The 21,411-nt window shown below is 61.6% G+C and carries 12 protein-coding genes; 4 read left to right on the top strand and 8 right to left on the bottom strand.

Annotated features, from left to right (window positions below):
• Window positions 1–313 precede the first annotated feature (313 nt).
• The 6 genes from E5334_RS03020 to E5334_RS02995 form a co-directional block, all read right to left on the bottom strand.
• Window positions 314–5,950 carry an InlB B-repeat-containing protein gene (locus E5334_RS03020; RefSeq protein ID WP_136012110.1) on the bottom strand — a complete coding sequence of 1,879 codons (5,637 nt, stop codon included), beginning with the start codon at window positions 5,948–5,950 and terminating at the stop codon, window positions 314–316.
• Between the two features lie 816 nt (window positions 5,951–6,766).
• Complete coding sequence (locus tag E5334_RS03015) at window positions 6,767–7,669, bottom strand: TatD family hydrolase (RefSeq protein ID WP_136012109.1); 903 nt, start codon at window positions 7,667–7,669, stop codon at window positions 6,767–6,769.
• Complete coding sequence (locus E5334_RS03010; protein ID WP_136012108.1) at window positions 7,666–8,532, bottom strand: tRNA threonylcarbamoyladenosine dehydratase; 867 nt, start codon at window positions 8,530–8,532, stop codon at window positions 7,666–7,668. The genes E5334_RS03015 and E5334_RS03010 overlap by 4 nt, the downstream gene beginning before the upstream one ends.
• Window positions 8,529–9,884 (bottom strand): threonine/serine exporter family protein, encoded by a 1,356-nt coding sequence (locus E5334_RS03005; RefSeq protein ID WP_136012107.1) that lies wholly within the window; start codon window positions 9,882–9,884, stop codon window positions 8,529–8,531. The genes E5334_RS03010 and E5334_RS03005 overlap by 4 nt, the downstream gene beginning before the upstream one ends.
• Before the next feature lie 56 nt (window positions 9,885–9,940).
• A complete protein-coding gene (locus tag E5334_RS03000) occupies window positions 9,941–12,328 on the bottom strand; it encodes a heavy metal translocating P-type ATPase (protein ID WP_136012106.1) in 2,388 nt (795 codons plus the stop codon).
• 3 nt (window positions 12,329–12,331) lie between these two features.
• Window positions 12,332–12,700, bottom strand: coding sequence for an ArsR/SmtB family transcription factor (locus E5334_RS02995; RefSeq protein ID WP_136012105.1), 369 nt, complete (start codon window positions 12,698–12,700; stop codon window positions 12,332–12,334).
• A 209-nt stretch (window positions 12,701–12,909) separates the two neighbouring features.
• On the opposite strand from E5334_RS02995, the gene E5334_RS02990 reads away from it, so the two are divergent.
• On the top strand, window positions 12,910–15,330 hold the full coding sequence (locus E5334_RS02990; RefSeq protein ID WP_136012104.1) for a tetratricopeptide repeat protein: 2,421 nt from the start codon (window positions 12,910–12,912) through the stop codon (window positions 15,328–15,330).
• Between the two features lie 188 nt (window positions 15,331–15,518).
• On the top strand, window positions 15,519–17,723 hold the full coding sequence (locus tag E5334_RS02985; RefSeq protein WP_136012103.1) for a tetratricopeptide repeat protein: 2,205 nt from the start codon (window positions 15,519–15,521) through the stop codon (window positions 17,721–17,723).
• Window positions 17,724–17,903: 180 nt separating this feature from the next.
• Here the strand turns inward: E5334_RS02985 and E5334_RS02980 are convergent, their stop codons facing one another.
• On the bottom strand, window positions 17,904–19,313 hold the full coding sequence (locus E5334_RS02980; protein ID WP_136012102.1) for a Sapep family Mn(2+)-dependent dipeptidase: 1,410 nt from the start codon (window positions 19,311–19,313) through the stop codon (window positions 17,904–17,906).
• A 155-nt stretch (window positions 19,314–19,468) separates the two neighbouring features.
• Here E5334_RS02980 and E5334_RS02975 point away from each other — a divergent pair, with 155 nt between their 5' ends.
• Window positions 19,469–20,230: an HAD family hydrolase gene (locus E5334_RS02975; protein ID WP_167604275.1), complete on the top strand. Its 762-nt coding sequence runs from the start codon at window positions 19,469–19,471 to the stop codon at window positions 20,228–20,230.
• Window positions 20,231–20,311: 81 nt separating this feature from the next.
• Complete coding sequence (locus E5334_RS02970; protein WP_136012100.1) at window positions 20,312–20,674, top strand: fluoride efflux transporter FluC; 363 nt, start codon at window positions 20,312–20,314, stop codon at window positions 20,672–20,674.
• Here E5334_RS02970 and E5334_RS02965 read toward each other — a convergent pair.
• On the bottom strand, window positions 20,597–21,409 hold the full coding sequence (locus tag E5334_RS02965; protein WP_167604274.1) for a lysophospholipid acyltransferase family protein: 813 nt from the start codon (window positions 21,407–21,409) through the stop codon (window positions 20,597–20,599). The two genes, E5334_RS02970 and E5334_RS02965, sit on opposite strands and share 78 nt — an antisense overlap.
• Between the last annotated feature and the right edge of the window lie 2 nt (window positions 21,410–21,411).

Below are 21,411 nucleotides of genomic sequence, written 5' to 3'. Positions count from 1 at the left end.
TTATTAGTGCGTCTAGTTGCACTGGGGTTTTACAAAACCCCAGTGCAGAAATCGCGATAATAACGAGCCGGCTGCCAAAGCAGCATGCCGGCTGTCAAAGCGACCAGTCAATGTCACATGGCAGCCTTATTTCTCAACGCCCACTACTCCCACATTCTCTGCGTTCTCTCAAACACTGTGGAACAAAGGAAAACCCAGCATGTGCTCTGCATAAAAGCCCTCTTGGCCCGCCAGGGTCAAGAGGGCTTTTAACGGTGCGAACGGTGCGAGCTTAGCGTCATTTCAAGCTCGACGCCACTCCCGTCTAGGGCAACTAGGCGCGACGCCTACGCAGGTAAACCAGGGTAGTGGTGGCACCCGCAGCTAAAAGCACCAGCGCACCCCAGAAGACAGGTTCGTCGCCCATGCGGCCCAAGCGGCCGAAGCGCCCGTTCACCGGGTACACGATAGTGGCAGTGGCAGTAGCCTTGGCCTCGATCTCTGTAGCAGCTGCGCCTTCACCGGGAGCAAGGGAGCCAGCTTCGCCCGAGCCCACCGCCGAGACGCTGTTGACGATCTTGCCAGGCATGGAGGGTTCGCGGATGGCAGCCTCGTAGGTCAAGGTCACCTGTTGACCACCGGCAAGATCGCCCACCGGCACACGCAGGGTGTTGGTCGCGCGGTCAAACTCCACGTCGCTCATGGCCAACGGCTGCGTGGTGCCGTCGGGAAGCATGAGCTTGAGCGAAGAGGTATCCAGCTCGAGCCCATCACTCATGACGTCTACCAGTAGCGTGTCGAAGCTCATAGACATGTCCAGGGTATTTACTAGCTTGACGGTATAGCCCACCTTGTCACCCAGATACCATTCATCGGTATGGGTGAGGTTCTCGGCAGTCTTTTCGATCGAGAGCTGAGGATCTGCCCACACCACCGGATGCGTGGAGTCCTGCTCGCCGGGGAACGCCTCTTGAGACTCAGTGCCACCGCGATGAACAGGATCGGTCCAGGGGTCGCCGGGCTTCACCGTGTCATTGGGTCCTACCAGCAAGTTTGTGCCCACTGCCACGTTGGGGATCATGAGCCCGTGAGCTGCCTGGGTGACAGTGACCTCAAAGGTGAGCTTTGCGACCTCGCCCTTCATGAGGGTGCCGCAGGTAACGCAGAGGGTGCGAGTCTCAGGATCGTAAGCCTCGGGAGCTACCGAGAAGGGCTCCTTGTCCTTGATTTGGAGCTTGAGGGTGGAAAGGTCGATCTCGACGCCTTCGGGCAGGGCATCGGTGATGATGCCGTTTTCGATGGCGGAGTCATCCTTGGTGGTCTTGAGCTCGATGGCATAAGCCAGGCGGTCGCCCACGCGGGTAATGGGGGCACCGGGGGCCGTGAGGTTCTGTGCGTCCTTGATGATGGAGATGTCTGGCGACGCCCAGTGGACGGCACCGTCGTCGGGCAGCACTACGTCGGTGGTGAGACCGCCGGTGGGGCCTGCAGGAACGTCGGGAAGATCGGGGTCGTCGGGGTGGCTGGGATCTTCAGGCGTGCGAGTGCCGTCGGTGGTGCCCAACACGCTGGCGCTGTTTTGCACCGGGGTGCCCAAAGGCTGGTCCTGGAGAGCGTCGGTGGTAAGCGAAGCGTCGAACACCAAGGTTTTAGCGGTGCCAGGCGCCACGTCGCCCAAGCTGTAAGTCACACGACGAGTAGCAGCGTCATAGGCGCTGTCGGGTACCGCCAATGCAGTGCCGCCCTCCAAGTTGGCAAGATCGCGCACGATGAGCTTCATGGTTCCTGCCTGGGGCACCACACCCACCGGCAGAGGGTCAGAAACCGTCACGTTTTGCCAGTTGGTGAGGCGGTTGTTTTGTGCGGTGATGTAGTAGCGCACCGTGTCGCCGATGCGGTTCACGCCGCGAGGATGGGTGAGGTTGCGCAGTACCTTGGTGATAAAGGTGTCGCCCTCCTTGGAAGGATCGATGGTGGGGTCGTGCGTGGGGGTGATGTTGGGCGTATCCGGGTCTATCGGCTCGCTCTCAGGATCGACGGGCTTGTCGGGCGAATCTGGGTCGCTGGGGTTATCGGGATCATCCGGGCCGCCAGGGTTGTCAGGATCGCTGGGATCGTCTGGGTTGTCAGGATTATCCGGGTTGTCCGGGTCTGCGGGGCCGCTGGGCGTGTTGGAAGGCACACCCTTGTGGGAAGAGGCGCCAAAGACGGGATAGACCGTGGTGTAACCCTGGGAGAGCACGTCGTTGGTGGTCAGGAGCACCGGGGCTTCCGGCGTAGTGGTCCACCCCAGGAAGGAGCGGTTGTGTTTCTCGGCAAGGGAAGTCGCCCAGGCGGCAGCCTCGTTCTCATTGAGCGATTCCAACGTGGAGAGCACCTTGGAGCCCGGCTGGGTGCCATTGTAGACAAAGGCCGCGATCCCATCGGGAAGCTCCTTGACCTTGAGGCCGGAGCCGGCGCGGGTCTTCTCGACCACTACTTTGACGGAGGCGTCGGCCTGGAGGTCGTTCAAGCTCACAGAGCCAGCGGTAAGGAGGTCGGGACGAGCCTGACCGTTCACAAAGACACCGGTGACGGTGAAGCCCTCCGGAACGTCCCAGGATACAGGGTAGTTTGAGCCCTTGGCCAGTGCGTTGGCGCTGGCGGTGATGGAGCCGGGGCCCTCGCTCACGATCTGAGTCTCAACGCGGCACGTGTCTTCTTGGTGGTCCTCGGGCTTGGTAGTGATGACATCGGCCTTCACGAATGTGGCATGGATGGTGTGATTGCGATCCACCTTATAGAAGGGATAGGAGCCCGTATCGTCGATGACCGCGTCAGGCTTGGGAGCCACAGGGTCCTCGCTGACAGCGGGATCGCCAGGGCCGTCGGCCAGAAGGGAGCTCAGGCGCTCGGGCGAGGCGATCTTGAGCATGGAGCGCAGCAGGTTCTGGCTCTGAGAAACGTCGGTCTCCTTGGTGGACAGGCGATCGGCCAGGGAGCGCTCGGGATAGAAGGAGCGAACCGTGTCGATGGTCACGCCCTGGAGCATCCAGCCTTCGGCGGGTTCCCAGGCTACCGGGTAGTCGCTGCCGCGCTTGACGATGGCCGAGGGCGTGATGGTCCCCTGGCCTGTCACCCGAGTGTCGATGGAGATCTGCTCCTCCTCGGACAGGGTGATGTTTCCTGCCTGATCCTTGGGCGTGAGCTTGACCTCCACCGTGCAGTCCTTGGAGTCGGCAGGCAGCTCGATAGCCACCGAACCGTCATCCTGCACCGTGATGCTCACGGGGTTCACCTTGGCGCCGTCGGCGTCGGTGACGGTGATGTTTTCTTGTTTGATGTCGTAGGAGGAGGCGTACTCCGGGTCGATGGCCGCCGTCACCGTGGCGCCTTGGCCGTCAGCCACGCGCACCGTGGGACTCACCGTGCCGGGGCCGCCCGTGAGGCGCGTGGCCACCTGATGATCTCCCGCCGAGCTGGAAGTGCCTGCCGGCTTGAGCTTCACCTCGACCTCGTGGTCGCGGTCCACCTGAGAGAAGGTGACCGAGGTTGCCCCTGCCGCCACCAGGTCCGGGCGCTCCACGCCGTCGATGTAGATCATCTCCAGCTCACGGGTGGAATCGAGCTTCCACTCCACCTTGTAGTTGGATGCCCCGCTGTCGTCGGTGGCCACAATGGTGGACTTGGTGATGGTGGAGCTGCCTGCATCGCCGGTAAGCTTGGTGGCCACCTGAGCGTAGTCTGCAGGATCCACCGGTGCCGACAAGTACTCCACCACCACATGATGGCTTGCCTCCAGCGCCCCAAGGTTCAGGGTGCCTCCGGCATATCGTGCTGGGTCCAGCAGCTCGTCGTCCAGCCAGACAGCGCCGATTGAGCCGCCCTCGGGTGCCTTGAGGTTCACCGAGAGCTTGGTGCCCGTGTCATAGGTATGGGCCTGGCTGTCGATAGGCGCAGGGTCTTGGCCCTCCACCTGGATGCTGGTGGTGCCGTTGCCTTTTTGGCTCACCATGAGATCCCAAGTCTTCACCCACTTGGCGTAGACGTGGAAGGGCTCTTTGGTGTCTGCGCCAGAAGGCGGGTAGGTTCCCTCAGGCACAATCTTCTCCCCGGTACCTGCGTTGTTAAGGTACCAGCCGTCAAAGCGGTAACCCTCGCGCACGGGGTCGTCGGGATAGCTGGCAATGATGTGGTTGTTGGTAAAGAGGGACTGGGCCTCGTCATCAGCGGTCGCCGGCTCGGAGGCTCCATCTTCATTGCGATGGAAGTGAGCCCGACGTTCCAGCACCTGGATGGGCACCACCACATCGCCGCTCACATTGCCTGCCCAGTCCACGGCATAGACATGGGCGTAGTACTGAGTGTCCAGATTCAGGTTCTGAGCCGAGGTATAGGTCACCGTGTCGGTGCTGTTGGAGGCAGGAATGATCTGAGAGGCGTTCACCTGGGACTTGGTGATAGCCACAGGATCCTTGTTTGTGTCCACTGCCCGCACATAGTAGCCACGCAGGCCAGAGAGGGCTGTCTGCACCAGGGAGGCGGTTTTATCGGCAGGAGCGTCATCGAGGGTCTCAGGATCGCTCCACACCTCCACATACTCGGGGGCGTTTTGCAAGGTTGCCTGGGGAATGCCCTGGATCTTGTAGGCAAACTGGGTGCCCGCATCCACCGAGCCGCGCAAATTGAGCGTGGCCGAGTAGTGCCACCCATCGGGAGTGAGATTCACTCGGCGCAGGGAGGCGTTGGCGGCAGAGGGGGCGTCCTCGTCGGCAAAGGAGAGGTCGGAGCCAGAGGTGTAGCGCGAGCCCTGGGCGATGTAGAGCAGGGTGTTGGCGAAGACCTTGCACTCGTCCACGGTGGCCTGCCCGCTGGAGTGGCCGGTCTGGATCATGGCGTTGGAGCCGTTGGTGACCAGATAGTAGTTGTCGGTGCCATTGCCCTGCGTGAAACGGATCCCCTGCACATTGCCTGCGCCATCGCTCATCTGCATCCACACGCGAGCATTGGAGCCGGCCAGCACCCTTTGCCCCAACACATGGGTGGTGGGAATGGAAAGCGTTTTGCCGTTGAGGTCCCAGGGACGCGAGGTCAAAAAGCCCGTGTCGATGACCTTGCAGTTGTTGAGCATGTAGGTGGTGCCGCCCTGCCCGGGGAAGATATCCAGGAAATCCTTGCGGGCAAAGCGGTTGAAGTAGGGGTGGTGCAGTTGCTTGGAAGCGTTGTCGGCATAGGGATCGGAGGTAGATGAGGCTGAGCCGGTGATGGTGTCGTGGCCAAACATGAGGCCGCCGCCATGCTTGGCAAAAGCCACAGTGGCATCGCGGGAGGCAGCATTGAGGTCGCCGCCGGCGTTGGCATCGTAAGTGCCAAACATGATGACGTCGTACTTGTACTGCTGAATGTCGTTTCCTTGGGCATCCTTCACGGTTTCCATGAGATAGCCGTTGGGGTTGGCGTTGTAGTCGGCCAAGGTGATGGCCGTGATGTCCATAAGGTCGCGGCCCACCGTCACGCGCTGGCCAGTGGTGGGATCTGTGGTAGGAGTGTTCATCCAGTTTTTGAGATAAGCCGTAGAGGCGCCGTTGGGCGCCACATTGAGCACGCGGATCTTGTTGGAATCGCTGTAGGCGCTTCTGGATTCCCAGGCGCTCCAGGCATTGGAGCTGGTAGCCTTCTTCGACTGCCAGATGATGTATTTGTAGGGGCGGCCAGGGTCTGCGATGCCCTCGCCCGGGCGCAGCGGATTCTCAAAGGGGAAGGTCCACTTGAGGTCTTGGACCAGCTGCTTGTCCGAGGCTACGGTCACCTTGCCCGAAACCTTGATGTGGCCTTCTTTAAACTGAAGATCATCGCTGTCCGCTTGCGCAGAGACGCTTCTGGCGCCATTCTCCGCCAACGCCGGCTGCGGCGCCACAGGCACCAGAGTGAGCGCCATCACAAAGGAGAGCAGCCAGGCAAAGATCTTCGTCGCCAGTCCCTTGCATTTCATTTCTACCCCCGTAGATGTATATAGCCCGTTTATAGCTGCGTTTCAGCATACGTATGCCTTAATATATGGCTATCGATATCTTTGGGGCAATAATTAAACTTCGCACTATTGCGCAACATTTTCTTTTTGTGACGGTTGAGCCTAGCGGCTTTGCTGGTCTAAAGCATGATTATTCCATGTTTACCTTGTGATGCATCAAGATTTTTTGGGGACATCTTGGCTTTCGACTGGTCCTAGTACACCTGCTTTTCAAGTAGCGCCCTTGGACATTAGGAAACTGTTTGCCAGTCTTCATTCAGAGAATCATGAAATTGTATTTCATCATATATTGTATTTTATGACGTATTATTGTGACACCTGTTACGTATATTTTTCCTAAAATGTATAGTTATTTAGTATATAGGGCCAATGGTGGCCTTTTTGGTACCTACACCGCTTTTTGAAAAGCTTCCTCATGTGCTGGCCGCAGGTCTTTCTGCGGAGTCACTTGCTCACAAAGCGAGTCACTTGCTCACAGCGCTTATGAGCATGCTGGATCCTCAGCCACCACCTCACTGTGGCCGCTCGCAGCCTCGTCCGCCCATGATTCTCGTTATTAGAGCCTCTCTTGCATGGTTCTAGCCCGAAAAACAATGCGTAACATGAGTTTCTCGTTATTACCACCCTCGACTGCACTGGGGTTTTATAAAACCCCAGTGCACCTAACTCCACTAATAACGAGTCCCTATGACCTGCTCGCGCGCTTTCCGCGCGAGCAAGACGGACGAACACACATGCACAAGCGCCTCCGCCAACCCCCATGGGAATCGGTAGCCCTCACAACCCCTTGAGCTCCGCAATGGCGCACCGCGTCTCTTCCAGCAACGCCGCATGGGCAGCCGCATCGCCTGGGGTGCCAGGGCACTCTGGCAAGTCGGTCTCCAGCAGCAGCTGCGCTGCGGGAATCTGGCGCGCGTACTCCCTGCCTCGACGGCTCTTGAGCATGAAAGGCCCTACCGAGAAAAAGCACCCTGCCTCCCGGGCCCTCGCCAGCTCTTTGGAAGTGCCGCTAAACCAGTGGAAGATGCAGGTGCAGTCGGCCAGGCGGCCGCTGGCCTCCAGCACATCGAGCACCGCAGATGCCGAGCGCACGCTGTGGATCGACATCACCGAGCCCGGCTGCACCGCCTCGCACACCCGGGCAAACGCCGCCCGCTGCCGCTCCGCGCTCTCCCGGTGCGCCTTGCCAAAGTCCAGCCCCACCTCGCCAATAAAGCGCGTCTTTTGCGCCAGCTGGCAAAAGGCATCCAGCTTGCGCAGCAAGAGCAGCTCCTCCCCCATATACCAGGGGTGCAGCCCCAGGGCCGGATGCACCCGCTCGACGCCGGCCACCAGCGACGTCAGCGTCTCATAGCCACAAGGCTCCACCGTGCAGCCCAAGCAGCCCGCACCGCGCGCACTCAACCCCCGAGCGAACGCCCCAGGATCGCCGTACCAATCCAGATGCAGGTGCATGTCCACAAGAGGCGCGGCGTCGTGCCAAGAAGCGTCCTGCCCACCTTGCCGAGAAGCCCGCGCCTCAGCAGTCGCTCCATCTTGCTGGAGTGCATCCTTCTCGGCAGCAGGGGTACAGAAGGGGCGCGCGGCCAGCGCAAAGATACGGGCCGGCGAGGCAGGCACAGAGGGCGATGCGGGCGAGGCATAGCTGGGTTTTGTGAGGCGGGCGGCTCGCATATTCATGAGTCGATCCCGGTGAGCTGGCGGATGATGGCGCCCGCCATGGTCATCCCCATGATCGGGGGCACGAATGAGCTGGTGCCCAGGTTGGTACGCTCTTTGCGGGTGGCGCCGGGAGCCATGGGCACTGGGACGGGCTGTTCGGGGGTGTAGACCATCTGCAGGCGCCGAATGCCCCGTTTGCGACACTCTTTGCGCAGGATGCGGCAGATGGGGTCGTTCACGGTGCGGGTGATGTCTGCCACCTGGACCAGCTCGGGGCAGACCTTGTTGGCGCCCCCGGCCGAGCTTATGAGAGCGAAGCCTCGGTCTTGGGCGGCCTGGGCCAAGGCCAACTTGGTGGCGATGGAGTCGATGCAGTCGGCCACGTAGTCGACGGGTCCTATCTCGTCCAAAAGGGCCGGGACGTCTTCTGAGAGCACAAATCGGTCATAGAGTTGCAGCTGGAGGGCAGGGTCTATGCGCCGCACCAGCTGAGCTGCAGCCGCCACCTTGCGCTGGCCCACCGTGTCGCGAAAGGCGATGGCCTGACGGTTGATGTTGGAGAGCGCCACCTGGTCGCCGTCTACCAGCACCAGGGCGCCCACGCCGCCGCGGGCCAGAGCCTCCATGCACCAAGAGCCCACACCGCCTAGGCCAAAGACCGCCACTCGACTTGCAGCCAGGCGCCCGAGGGCCTCAGGGCCAAAAAGGCGGTAGAGACGTTGCTTGGGGTCATCCTCGCCGGGCAGGCCGGGCGCTGTCGCGGCATCGGCGCTGCCGGTTGCGTACAACCGGTCATCCGACCCAAAAGCGTCAGCCGGCACAGGCGCACGCTTCTCGGCAGCCTGAGGCTGGGAGTCAAGATGCGTGTAGGGATGGGTCATGAGCTGCACCTCCAGCGCTCGTCGGTCAAGACGCGGGCAGCCAAAAGGCCAATGGGCAAAAAGACCACGATGATGGCGGCGCGGATAAGCCAGTCGATGGCGTCGGTGGCTTGGGCCACGCCCATATAGTAGACCGCGCGATACATGTAGAGCCCGGGAACCATGATGACGATGGAAGGCACGGTGATGGCGGTGCGAGGAATGGCATGCCGCTTGTTGCAGACGGCTGCCAAAAGCCCGGCCACAAAGGCGCCGATAAATGCCGCCGCCTCGGGCGGCCATGCGCCAAAGCTGGCGAGCGAGAGGCGCGTCGTGTTGGCCAGCGCGCCTATGCAGGCTGCAGTGAAGCACATTTGGGGGGTGGAATTGAACATGACCGAGAAGCCATAGACCCCCAAAAAGGAAAAGACCAGCCGCAGGAGCGTAAGGGCGAGAGGGCCTAAGCCCTGAGGCTGGAAGTCGGCTGGGGAAAGCTGTACCGCCATGGCCACCAAAAGCCCCATGGCCGTTCCGGCGAGGATGATGGAGAGCGCGTAGGCCAGCCGCTCGATGCCGCTTCGCATCTCGAACTGGAAGAGGTCGAAGCCCGAGGTGATGAGAGGGAATCCTGGAATCACGAAGAGCAGTGCGCCAATATAGCCTTCCTCATGGGAGAAGGCGTCAGGAAGCCCCAGGCTCAACGCCAAAAGCCAGAGGAAATAGATGATGCAGGAGACCGCCACAGCAGCCGCCACGCAGACAAACTGGTTGACATGGCGCTCACCCAAGCGCTTGCGCACGTACTGGCCAAAGCCGGCGCCCAGAGCCGCGCCGCCCATCTGGATAAGGTCGCCGCCCAGCAAGAAGACGAAGGAGCCGCAGGCGATACCTGAGGCAAGGCCGCTCTGCCAGGTAGTGCGCGCCGGGGGCCTGGACTCGATGACGTCCAACAGGTCATGGAAGGCGCCGATGGTAAGCTCGGGGCCCAAGGCCTCCACCTCATGGATATAGTGCTCAAGATAGAGCACGCGCTCGGTGTTGACGCCAGCCTGCGCATTGGCCACCACCTCGGTGATGGACTGATCCCCCTGTATGCAGGTGGCCTCGATGTTTACCAGGGAGATATCCGCATGGACAGTGACTCCCAGCACATGGGCCACCCGGTTCATGAAGTCGCGCACCCGCCAGGCCGAGTCCCCCGAAGAGAGGGTCAGCTGACCGGTGCGCAATATCACAGAGACCTTGTCATCCAACGTCGCCTCAGGGGCAAGAGCGTCGGGATTGGTGAGGTATTCATGCCAGGCCACGCCCATGTGGTGAGGACGCTTGGCATCCAAATAAGAGGTAAGCGGGGCGGCAGCGGTGCGCTTCAACAGAGCTCTCCTTGCCTTAGGGTGACAGACAGCTCCTTAAGAGTAGCCCTCGAAGCCTAGAAGCGGGTGTCCCAGGCGCACATAAGACGCATTCCGTTAAGAACCACCAAAAGCGCCACGCCGGTGTCGGCAAAGATGGCAGCCCCCATGCCCGCCAAGCCCATCACTGCGAGCACCAGCACCGTCGCCTTCACCGCGATAGCAAAGAAGATGTTCTCGCGCACCACCGCCATGGTGCGCCTAGACAGCCTAAAGAACGCAGGTAGTTGGGAGAGATCCCCTGCCATAAGGGCCACATCTGCCACCTCCAGCGCCGTGTCAGAGGCAGCGGCGCCCATGGTGATGCCCAGGTTGGCGCTGGCCAGCGCCGGGGCGTCGTTGATGCCGTCACCCACCATGGCCACCACGTGGTCTTGAGCCTGCAGCCCCTTGATGGCCTGAACCTTGTCGGCGGGCAGCAGCTCGGCGGCCACCTGAACCTCGCCCAGACCCTTAGCCACCACCTGGGCCACTTGAGCGCTGTCGCCGGTGAGCATCACCTGGGTGCGAATGCCATCATGGGCCAGCGCCTGAAGCGCAGCCGGAGTGGTGGAGCGCACCGAGTCTGCCAGGCCAATGACGCCCAGAAGCTCCTGGGGAGTCCTCACTACCAGCGCCGTAGCGCCCTGAGCAGCTGCAGCCTTGACGGCAGCCTGCGCCTCGTCGCTCAGCGCTCCCTGCTCGGCGGCGAAAGCCGGTTTGCCAACGGAGAGTTCCAAGCCCTCTACCTGCCCCGTCATGCCGTTGCCGGCCTTCTCGGCCACCTGGGCGGCCACCAACGTGGGCGCACCCTCGTCTTTGGCGGCCTTCACCACAGCTTGAGCCAAGGGATGGGTGGAGTTGGCCTCCAGCGCCGCTGCCAAGGCCAGCAGACGCTGGCGCGACACCCTCTCGCTCAGCACCGCCACCGACACCAGTGCAGGCTCGCCCTGAGTCAGCGTGCCGGTCTTGTCAAAGGCGATGGCGTCCACCTTGGATCCAATGTCAAAGTAGGCGCCGCCCTTGACCAGCACGCCCAGATGGGCGGCGCGGCTGATGGCCGACACAAAAGACACCGGCGTAGAGATCACCAGCGCGCAGGGGCAGGCGATCACCAGCAGGGTAAGGGCGCGCCAGATCCAGGCAGACCAGTCGGGCATAGGCATGCCGAGAAGAGCAGCCACCACGCTAAGGCACACAGGGACCCCTAGGCCCACCGCGCAGGCGATGGCCACCACCGCCGGGGTGTAGACGGCAGCAAAGCGATCTACGAAGGCCTCATAGGGGGCCTTCTCGGCCTGGGCACCCTGGACCTGGGAGATGATGCGGGCCAGCGTGCCGCAGTCGGCGTCGGAGGTGACGCGCACATCCACCGCAGCGATGGTGTTGAGGGTGCCTCCAAAGACCTCTGCCCCCTCGCCTTTGTCCTGAGGCACAGACTCGCCGGTCACTGGCGCTTCATCAAAGCTGGAAGCGCCCGCAATGACGGTGCCGTCCAGGGGAACGCGCTCGCCGGGAAGCACTCGGACGACCTCGCCCTCCTCGACCTGATCAAGCTCCACATCCTTGGTGGTGCCGTCGGGACGCACCACATGGGCAATATCGGGCGCCAGCTGCGCCAGCGACTCCACCGAGCCACGGGTCTTGCGCATGGACCAGCCTTCGAGCCACTCGCCGATCTGGTCCAAGAAGATGACCACGGCGCCGTCTCTAAAGACATCCAGGTCTAGGTTGCCGTAAGCCCACTGGACAAAGCCCATGACGAGGGCCCCGGCCACTGCGATGCCCATGAGCAGGTTCATATCTGCGGTGTGGCGGCGCAGGCTGGCGACGGCCATGGGCCCTACAAAAGCCAGGCCCGCCAGAGCGGCCGCCAAATAGCAGCCAAGAGCGGCCAGCGAGGCAGCAAAGCCATACTCGGCAACAAGACCGCCCAGAATCCCAACGCCAGAGACTGCCATCAATGCCAGCTCGCGATGGGTCTCAAACCAGGAGCGCTCGGCATCCAGGCGGTCTGCCTGAGCTTGGGTAAGCTCCAAGTCTTCTCCGCAGGAGCGCACGCAGGAGAGCACGGCGCGCTCCACATCCACTGGAAGGGCGGCAGGATCGGCCACCACTGCCAGGGTGGCCGTCGCATAGTTCACACTGGCGTCTTTGACGCCAGGGGTCACCCTCACAGCGTTTTCCACCGCTTTGGCGCAGCTGGGACAGTCCATATCCAATACCTTGAAGATGAAGGTGGGTTCTTCTTGCAGCTGATGAGCGGTCGCTGCCTGATGGTGGTGACGATGCATCCCTGCGTGCTCATCCGCGCACGACCCGTCCGAGCAATGCCGTTCTTCATGAGCCTCTAGATCGCAGGCCTTAGCAGCTCCGCACGCCTGAGCCTCCAGCTCGCTGGGCTGGGAAGATGTGTTCACACTCATAACCTACGCTCCGATCTTCATCTCATTGGCGTGCTCCAAGCCCACAGCGATGAGCATGGCCACATGGTCGTCTGCCAGCGCGTAGATGGATCGTTGGCCCTCGCGGCGCTGAGTCACCAGTCCTCGATCCCGCAGAAGGCGCAGCTGATGAGAGATGGCCGATTGAGACACCGAGCAAATCTCCTGCAGCTCCCCCACTGACCGCTCCCCCACCATGAGCGCCGACAAGATTTGGAAGCGCGTGTAGTCAGAGAGGGCGTCGAAGATTTGAGTGGCGGTATAGACCACCTCTTCATCGCCCAGAAGATCCGAAAGCTCCAGGGGCTGCGCCAAAGGAGTCGGCGGGGTGAGGGGGAGTTGAGAATCGCTCATAGGGTCTCCTTGAGAACAATGGGCACGAGCAGCCAGGCTGCCGGGCAGCTAGTTTTGTGATCATATGTGCATCTGCTCATATGCTCACAGATAATCTAGCCCTTACCCTCTCTCAATGCAAGGAAAACTTGGCACAACCCGCAAAAAGGCGACTCAGCGGCACTTCTCCTATACTGAGAAGCGCCACGCTGACCTGAAGGGAGGGAGCCATGAAGCCGCACGTTCCCGCGTCTCACGCATTGAACGACTTCAAAAGCCGCCTGTGCGCCTTTGGGGCCTTCCTGTGCCTTATGGGTTTTGTGGGCTGTGCCAATGCCTCGACCCCTTCTCATGGGGCTGTCGCCCCTCTGGCCTTTTGGTCTCTGGCCATCCTTGGCGTCCTCTTGGGCGGCGCGGCGCTCTTCTATAGGGCGCGGCTCTCTGGCCAACCTGTCCCCAACGCATCATCAGGTGGCGCCCAGGCGCTTGACCCCCTGGCGCTGCACAGGGTCCAAGAGCTTCTGGAAGGGGCGCCCGCACTCCAAGAGGACTCCTTCGACCTCACCTCTTTCTTCCAGCAGCTGCTACAAGCCGCAGAGCCCCTGACCTTTTTGAAAGATGCCCTGGGAGACATCCGCACCCGCGAGGCTAAGGCAGACGGTCTCTTTGAAAATCCCGAGCACGCCAGCGCCCCCAGCGCCTACGAGCGTTTCTTGGCTCAAGAGCTGGAGGATGCCAAGCTGCTCGAGGCGGCTTCACAGCCCATACCCCTGCGCTTCGTGGCCCAGCCTACCCGGCATCTGGTGGGCTACCGCATAGACCTGGCCGCCTACCCCTTCAGCTATGAGGTGGCGGCCCAACGCCTCACCGCCGCCCTCAACCGGCTGCTCATGGCGCATCACCATTGCAAAAACAGCCCCTCCCCTACCTTTGAGCAGCTCTTGCAGGCCGCCACTTACCTGGAAGCCATGCCCCAGCGACAGTTGCGCGCCCTCGTCGACCCGGCAGCCCAAGAAGGCGCCTACCGCGAGTGGGACGCCCGCCATGCCATCGCTTGGGGCTTGGAGCGCCTGCGCACCCCCTATCCCTTCGAGGCCCAATTTCGCCTGAACCTCCAGGCAGGCCTCGCCGCCTTTGCCATTCCTGCCACAGATCCCGAGGTCATGGCCTCGCGCCGTTGGTCGTTCGATCTTGACCGCCAGGTGAGCGCCACTGCCTCCATGCGCACCCAAGCCTCCTTGGACCTTTGCTGCAAAGAAGCGCTCACCTGCGCCTCGCTGGCCTTCGCCCTCTGCCCTCAGCTTTCCTTTGTGTGGGTGCAGGGCTATGTAGACAACCCTCAGGGCCACTCCTGCCTCCTGTGGGCCAAGCTCTCCCGCAGGCAGATGAAAGAAGCTCATTTAAGCTCCTCTCAAGACGGCATCGACCTCTTTTGCCGCCTAGGAGGCACCGTGGGTTGGGACGGCGCCCAATGCACGCCAGTAGATGCCGGCTTCTCTTTGGAGGACCCTCAGCTCTCCCCCGCCTGGCGCACCCAGCGCCCTGAGTATTCCTGCCGAGAAATACCTGCTAGCTATCAAGGGCCTCTCAAGGCTCAGGAAGTGGCGGAGCTAAGCATCGATGAAAGCCAGCTGCGCTCCTCGCTGATGGAGCGGATCCTGCCCAGCTTGGGGCCTCGCTGCCAAGATGCCGTCTCCCAAGTGCTGGCGCTTGGCGGCCAACATCCCGAGCCCACGGTGGCCCAGGCGCGCACCCGCGTGGCCCAACACCTGGTAGAGGGCGAGCTCGACGTGACCAACGGCTGGGAGGTGCTGGCAGACTTTACCAGCCCGGACCCCGTGGAGCAGATGCTGGGGCACGCCATGGGCTCGCTGCAGCAGGAAGGGATCCCGGCTTTGGTGGCACGCCTTTCTCGGCAGCTCAAAGAACACCAGGCATCTTTAGAGGCTGCGGTGGACGACGGGCGTCCCTGGCGCTGTTTCGCCAACTACGCCGAGCGCAGCCTTTACAACCAGTTTTATGGCGACTTGGAGCCTGCGCCCCATTTGGCGCCGCTCTCCCATCTCCGGGGGCAGCTGGCCTTGAGCCTGCTGGAGAGCCAACAGGGCCGCCACGACCAGGCGCTGCTGTGGGCGCTCGATGCCAGGGACCTCGCCCCGCTCTACCCGCCAGCCCAGCTGCAAGTGGCCAGGGCCTATCTGGAACTGGGCGACGGCGCCATGGCAGCCCAAACGCTCACAGACCTTCTGGCTTCCACTTATGACCCGGGGGCGGCCGCCCAGGCCTATCATCTGTTGAACTCGGCGGCTATGGCTCTGGAAGACACCGAACTGGCGGTGGCCTGCCTGGCCATGGCCACCACCTATCCCACGCCGGTGGCGGCGCTCTCGGCCGTCTTTCTCTCAGGGCTTGTCGCCTCCCTCGACGATCCTGACGAGGCCGGGCGCATGATCCTGGAGACGCCGCGCATTTTAGAATCCCATCAAATACCTAAAGCGCCCACCCAAAAAGTTTTGGACGCCCTGCGTAAGGGAGCCCAGGCAGCCACCAATGCAGAGATCTTCTCGGTAGCCACCGACCTCACCGCGCTCTTAGCCCAGCTAGAAAGCGACCAAGTTATGCTTTCAATCTCTAAATCTATGGCCCTTTAAGAAGGCTCGGGGTCTTTTAGAGCATCACTATTTCATCTTCTATGCACCCTTTTGCATAATTTTGTGATATGCAGGGAAAAAAGCTGGACAAAAGCCACACAAGGAATTGGCATAGCTCAAAGCATCCTTAACGAAATTGAGGAAAATTAGGGGAATAGTAGAGATACCAGCCACGAAAGGGTGCGCACATGGTATCGATGCCCGTAAATTCCCACGACGCCCGAGAGGACGCCGGTTCCCTGCGCGCTACGTCGCCCAGCCTCTTCAACGCTGAGCGCGCGGCTCAGCGTCTGGTGGCAGACATCTATCCCATTGAGTCCCTCAAGGCCCAGGTTCACAGCCTTTGCGCCAGCGCCGCCCAAGATCCAGTGGCCCACTTCTTTTGCGAGTCCCTTAAAGACGCCGGGCTCTATGAGCTGCCTGACGACGCTCCTGTATGGGCTTCTTGGAACCGCATCTCCCACTTGCCTTGCTTAGACATCCAAGGGCGGGTCACTCCCGCCACCGTCAAGGGGGTGCGCAGGGTAGAGACCGCGCTCATCCGCAGCGTCTGGGCTTTTCGCGTGGCGATGTTCCAGGGCGTCTCTGACCCCGCGTTCTTCTATGAGGTGGCCACTCAGATGGACTGCCATCTGGCAAGCACCCTGGCGCCGGATCTGCATCCTGCCAGGACCCCTCAAAGCGAGTGGCAGTGCCGCTCCTCTGTGGCACAGATGCTCACCTCGCTGCCCATCTCTTTTCGCACAGACCCAGACTTTCGCCTCAATCGCGCCCAAGGCCTCATGGCCTTCTCCTTCACTGCCCCAGACCCAGAGCTTGTTCCCCGACGCCTTACCCCCACCGGCGAGGTAGCCACGTTTCCCGAGCGCGCCAGCTACGCCGCCCAGGTGAGCTGCAGTCTGGCACTGGCGCTCTGCGCCTTGGGATTCTCGATATCCTCCGACATCTCCCAGGTGTGGGTGGAGGCCAGAAACCCTGCCGACCCCGCATGCCCCTGCCTGCTCTCAGCAAAGATAGACAGGGCCGCATTTGATGCCGTCGATTTGGACAACTGCGATGCCCGCGAGGTCCTCGCGGGCTGGAATGCCGTCCATTTGGCTGCCGATAAGAGCCTGGCCCCCATTGCCGCCACCTTCTCCTTAGCCCATCCGGCCCTGAGTCCCAAAGATTGTCAGCGGGCTCCCCTACAAGCATCATCGCCCCTAGAAGGCTCACAAGCCCAAGGGCTCGGCACTTCCTGTGAAGCGGACCTTGCTTGTTCCAGCGACCCCGCTCGCGAGCTTGAGGCAGAGACTCTGTGCAGGCAGCTCACCGGCTCCTGCGCCCACGACGTCCATGTGATCCTTGCGGCTATCCACAAAAGCTCTGACGATCTGTTTTGCCAGGCAGGCGAGCATGTGGTGCAGTCCCTGATCGACGGCACGCTCGATGGCGACGATCCTGATGCCCTGATGGAAGCCTTCATGGGCGTCGACACCATCGCCCCGCTCCTCAGAGAGGCCCACCGCCTGCTCTGCACCCCTGACGCCAGCCCCAACCGCCTCAAGCAGCTCAAAGACGCCATCTATGGGCAGCTGCTGGCCCGGGGCGACCTCAATCAGCCAGATACTGCCAATGAGTGCTATCGCTGGTTTAGCACCTACGCAGAGCGCCAGCTCTACAACTGCCTCATCTCAGACGAACGCCAGGTGCACCTGGTCTCCAACCTCTCCTTCCAAGCATTGAGCATCCTCACCCGCCTGGCTATCCGCCTTAAAGACTTCGATCAGGCGCTTGCTTGGGGTCTGCGCGCCGTAGGCATCGCCCCTCTCTATGCCACTGCGTCGCTGCGTCTGGCTCGCATCTTGAGGATGACCGGCGATCAAAAGGCCGCCAAGACTACCCTGTGCTCTGCGCTCCTCTGGGCCCATGACCCCGAGGCCATCGGTGCCCTCTACTTGAGCCTTGGCTCGCTTTTGGCAGACATTGGCGCCACACAGCAGGCGCGAGCAGCCCTCAAAAAGGCTGCCCATCTGGGAGTCACCGTATCCGGCGAAGCACAGGTGCGCTTGTCCAACCTGGAAAAACTCCCTGCCCATGTACCCCATGCACAAAGTGTCGGGGACTACCCAGCGGCTGCCGTTGCCCAAGGCACGTCCTTCTCGGCGTCCGGGGACGCTGCTGCGCCAGACCCTAGGGATGGCTCAGATGCCCCCAGCCTCGCCGACGAGGAGATCTTGGAGTCCGCGGGCATTCCTCTCGCCCCTACACCCCAGGTAGACGCCGCCGTTGCCCATGGCGCAGAGGCTGCGGTGGACGCTGGCCTCTTTTGTGTGGGCCGCGACCTGGCAGGCCTTTTGGGCCTTATGCGCCAAGATCGCACCATGGTCTCCATGGTGAAGTCGCTGGTGTAGCGAGCCTGGGTGCGGCTCGAAGGACACGCGTGCCGCCGCTCCCGTTGGCACTCCGTCTCGCACGCTTTTGGACAGCAAAAAACTGCAGGAGCTTGTCCTGAGAGGCAAGCTCCTGCAGCTCTGGCGGTCACTTGGCGCCTTTAGACGCACGACATAAGCCTTAGCCCAAGGGTTAAGCGATTAGTCCAGATCCAGGTTCATGAGGCGTGCGATAGCATCGATGTAGATGGCCATGGAATCACGGAGCAGCTGCTCGGACACGCCCTCATTGGCGCCGTGCATGGGCCCCACCCAGTCAGGGGTAGGCACGCCGCGCTCCTCGGGGCCAAAGGAGGCCGCGTTCTTGAATTCGCGGGCATAGGTGCCGCCGCCAATGGTGAAGGGCTTCTCGTTCTTTCCGGTGTGGTCGTTGTAGGTTTGAATGAGCGTCTGGATCTCAGGGCTCGAGGGGTCCACATAGAAGGGTGGGAGCATGAGGTCCACGGTGAGCTTGCAGCCGTAGCGCTCGCCCAAAGGACGCACGCGAGCCTCGATTTCCTCGCCAGTGATGGACTTGGGGAAGCGGGAATCGATGGTCTGCACGAAGCTGCCGTCTTGAGTGCGCACGGTGCCACCAATGCAGGTGAGGGGCTCAAACACGTCGTCGGTAGCGGCGATGTCCAGCGTGGAGCCGTCTGTGGAGCCCATGATGAGGCGCTCCAGCTCCATAAAAGGCGCCTGGTCGGGGCTGTAAAGGCCGTTATCCCAAAGATAGTCGACGAGCATGCCGATGGCGTTGCGGGTGCCCTCGGGCAGCGAGGCATGACCGCCAATGCCGTGAGCCGTGAGTTTTACCAGGCCGTCACCAGCATCCTCGATATCGATGTTGTCTGCTGCGGGCAGATCCGCCACAGAGGCGCGGATCACTGCAGTGGCCAGCGCAGGGATGGCGTTGCCTGCCGTGCCGCCGTCCAGCTCGACGATGGTGCCACCGGCCACAGGCTCAGAAGTGAAGGTGGCGGAGAAGCCCCCCTTCTCGCCGCAGCATACGGGGAACTCGGCATCGGGGGTGAACAGGAAGGCCGGCTGCTCAAAGTGCTCGTTGTAGTAGTCGACGTCGCCTAGACCGGTCTCCTCGTTGGCGCCCACGATACAACGGATGGTATAGGGCATCTTTTGGCCGCGCTCTGCAAAGAAGTGGGCAGCCCAAAGGGCAAGCACCAGCGGTCCCTTATCATCCAACGTGCCGCGGCCCAGCAGGTAGCCGTCCTTTCTCACCATGGTGAAAGGATCGGTGTCCCAGCCCACGCCCACGGGCACAATGTCCACGTGGCCAATGACGGCCACTTGCTTTTGAGAGTCGCCCGGCAGATCGGCATAGCCAATGTAGCCGTCGCAATCGTGAGGCTCCATGCCCAGGCGCTCAGCGATGTTGAGCGTGGCGTCCAGAGCTGCCTTAGGACCAGGGCCCCAGGGGGCGCCAGGAGCCGCCGCATTCAGATCCTCTACCGAGTCGATGGACACCAGCGTCGCAATGTCTGCGAGCACCTCGGGCCATACGCGCTCGACATAGGCCTCAAGCTCTTCTTTGGTGACAGAGATCTTCTCCATACCAATCCTTCCATTTCAAAGATCGGCCCGCCTCTTCTCAGGGCACGCATCCGATCACCACATATCCCTTCTACCATAGCCTTCCCACAGCTCCCTGAAGCTTTTGTATACTGCCTTCAGCATCTTCCCATCGGCAGAAGGCAATGTGCATAACGATGAATCTCACTCCCCGCTCCCAGGCTACCGCTCGCTCCGCTTCTCATAGGCTGGCTCCTTTGAGGCCCGCCGCTGCCGAGAAACCCCGCCCTCTGTCCCTGGACGGCCTGCGCCCCAGCTCCTTCGCCTTTGACGGCGCCATCTTTGACTTTGATGGGACCTTGGCCAATTCATGGAACGTATGGCACCAGGTCGACGACCTCTTCTTGGCCCAACACGGCTTTGAGCGCCCCACTGACTTCTCCAAGCAGATGGCCGGACGAAGCTTTATTGAAGGGGCTCGCTGGGTGGTTGAGACCTTTCGCCTTAAGGAGACTCCCCAGGAGGTCTGCGACCAGTGGAATGCCCTGGGCCAAAGGCTCTACAAAACCCAAGTCTCCCTGCTTCCCGGCGCGCTAGACTACCTGCATGCCCTCAAAGCCGCCGGCGTGCCCATAGCCCTGGCTACCACCAACGATCCCGAGGTGCTCTCTTCGCTGGCGCACCTTATCGATTTCGAGAGCCTCTTCGATGCCCGCCTCTACGGCTGCGACGTCGCCCGAGACAAGCGCTTCCCCGACATCTACGAGGCTGCCGCCCGCAGGCTCAACATCTCTCCGGCGTCCACCGTAGTCTTCGAAGACATTCCCCAGGGCTTGCAGGTGGCCTCCTCTGCTGGCTTCACTGCCGTAGGCGTCCTCAACGAAGATCCCGAGCAGCACCAGTCTGAGGTGCGCCAGGCCGCCCACCTCACCCTCTCTCACTGGGACCAGCTCCTCTGACGCTTGTTGCCCCTGACCGAGAAACCCTTGCCTCGCGCTCCCCGTTTTTCGAGTCGCAGAACCCCGCAGAAAGAAGGAATTGTGCTTGTCAGTTGCATGGTGGTAGGAATTGGCGGCTTTGTAGGCTCTATCCTGCGCTACCTTTGCTCTTCGCTGGCTCCCTCCGCTCCCTTGGGCCTTCCCACGCTCCTCATCAACACAGCGGGCTCCTTTGCGCTTGCCGCCCTTACCACCTGGACGCTCAAAGGGGCGCTTGGCAACGAGCAACTCTCCCTCATGCTGCGCGTGGGCCTCTGCGGCGGCTTCACCACCTTCTCTACCTTCAGCGTCGAGGCTCTGCAGCTGCTAGAGGGAGACAAGCCCTACCTAGGCCTCATCTACCTGATACTTTCTTGCGTCTTGGGCCTGGGCGCCGCCTATCTGGGGAGCGTCCTGGCCCGATAACGCCGATTCCATCGCAGTGCGCACCTGCTGCTCCAGCACCTCCACCGCCTCTTTGGAAAGCCGTCCGTGAGGCACCGCAACAGGTTCGCCAATGTGCACCTCGAAGGCCGGGCGCCCCAAAAGCCTGTTGATGCAAAAGCGCGTTTGCTGCTTTAACACCACCGGCACCAGCGGGGCTTTGGTCATGGCCGCCAGGCGAAAGGCTCCTGTTTTAAAAGGCAACAAGCCCGGATGATAGGGCTCCAAATCCCCTGAGGGGTAGATGGCCAGCAGGTCGCCCGCCCCTAGCACCTCTTGGGCGCGCCTGAACATCAACCGGGTCTCGCTCAGCGTCTCCCCAGTAAACACTGAGCCCAAGTGCGCCACCAACGGCCCATAGACGGGCGCCATGCCATTTTCTGGCAATGTCAAAAAGTGCACCTGATGAGGCCACAGCGCGATGGCCACCATAGGGGCATCCAGCAGACTTACATGATTGATGCAAAGGATGCATCCTTTGAGGAGGCTCTTATCGGCAACTTCCGAGGTAACCCTGAGCCCAAACCAAAGCTTGCAGTGGAGCCTTACTATGGGCAGCACCAGCCGATAAAAGCGACGGTCTGCGGCTGCGCGTTGAGAGGTAGGCTCTTGGTAGAGGGCCTTGGCGCGCCGCGCTTTGAGGGTCGCCGTCAACCTCTTTATGGGGTTAGGGCGCGAGAAGATGCCAAAAGGCCGGGCTTTGACAAGCGGACCCATAA

Source organism: Muricaecibacterium torontonense, from assembly GCF_004793925.1.
Classification (GTDB): domain Bacteria; phylum Actinomycetota; class Coriobacteriia; order Coriobacteriales; family Atopobiaceae; genus Leptogranulimonas; species Leptogranulimonas caecicola.
This window is presented reverse-complemented; position numbering and strand designations above follow the sequence as displayed.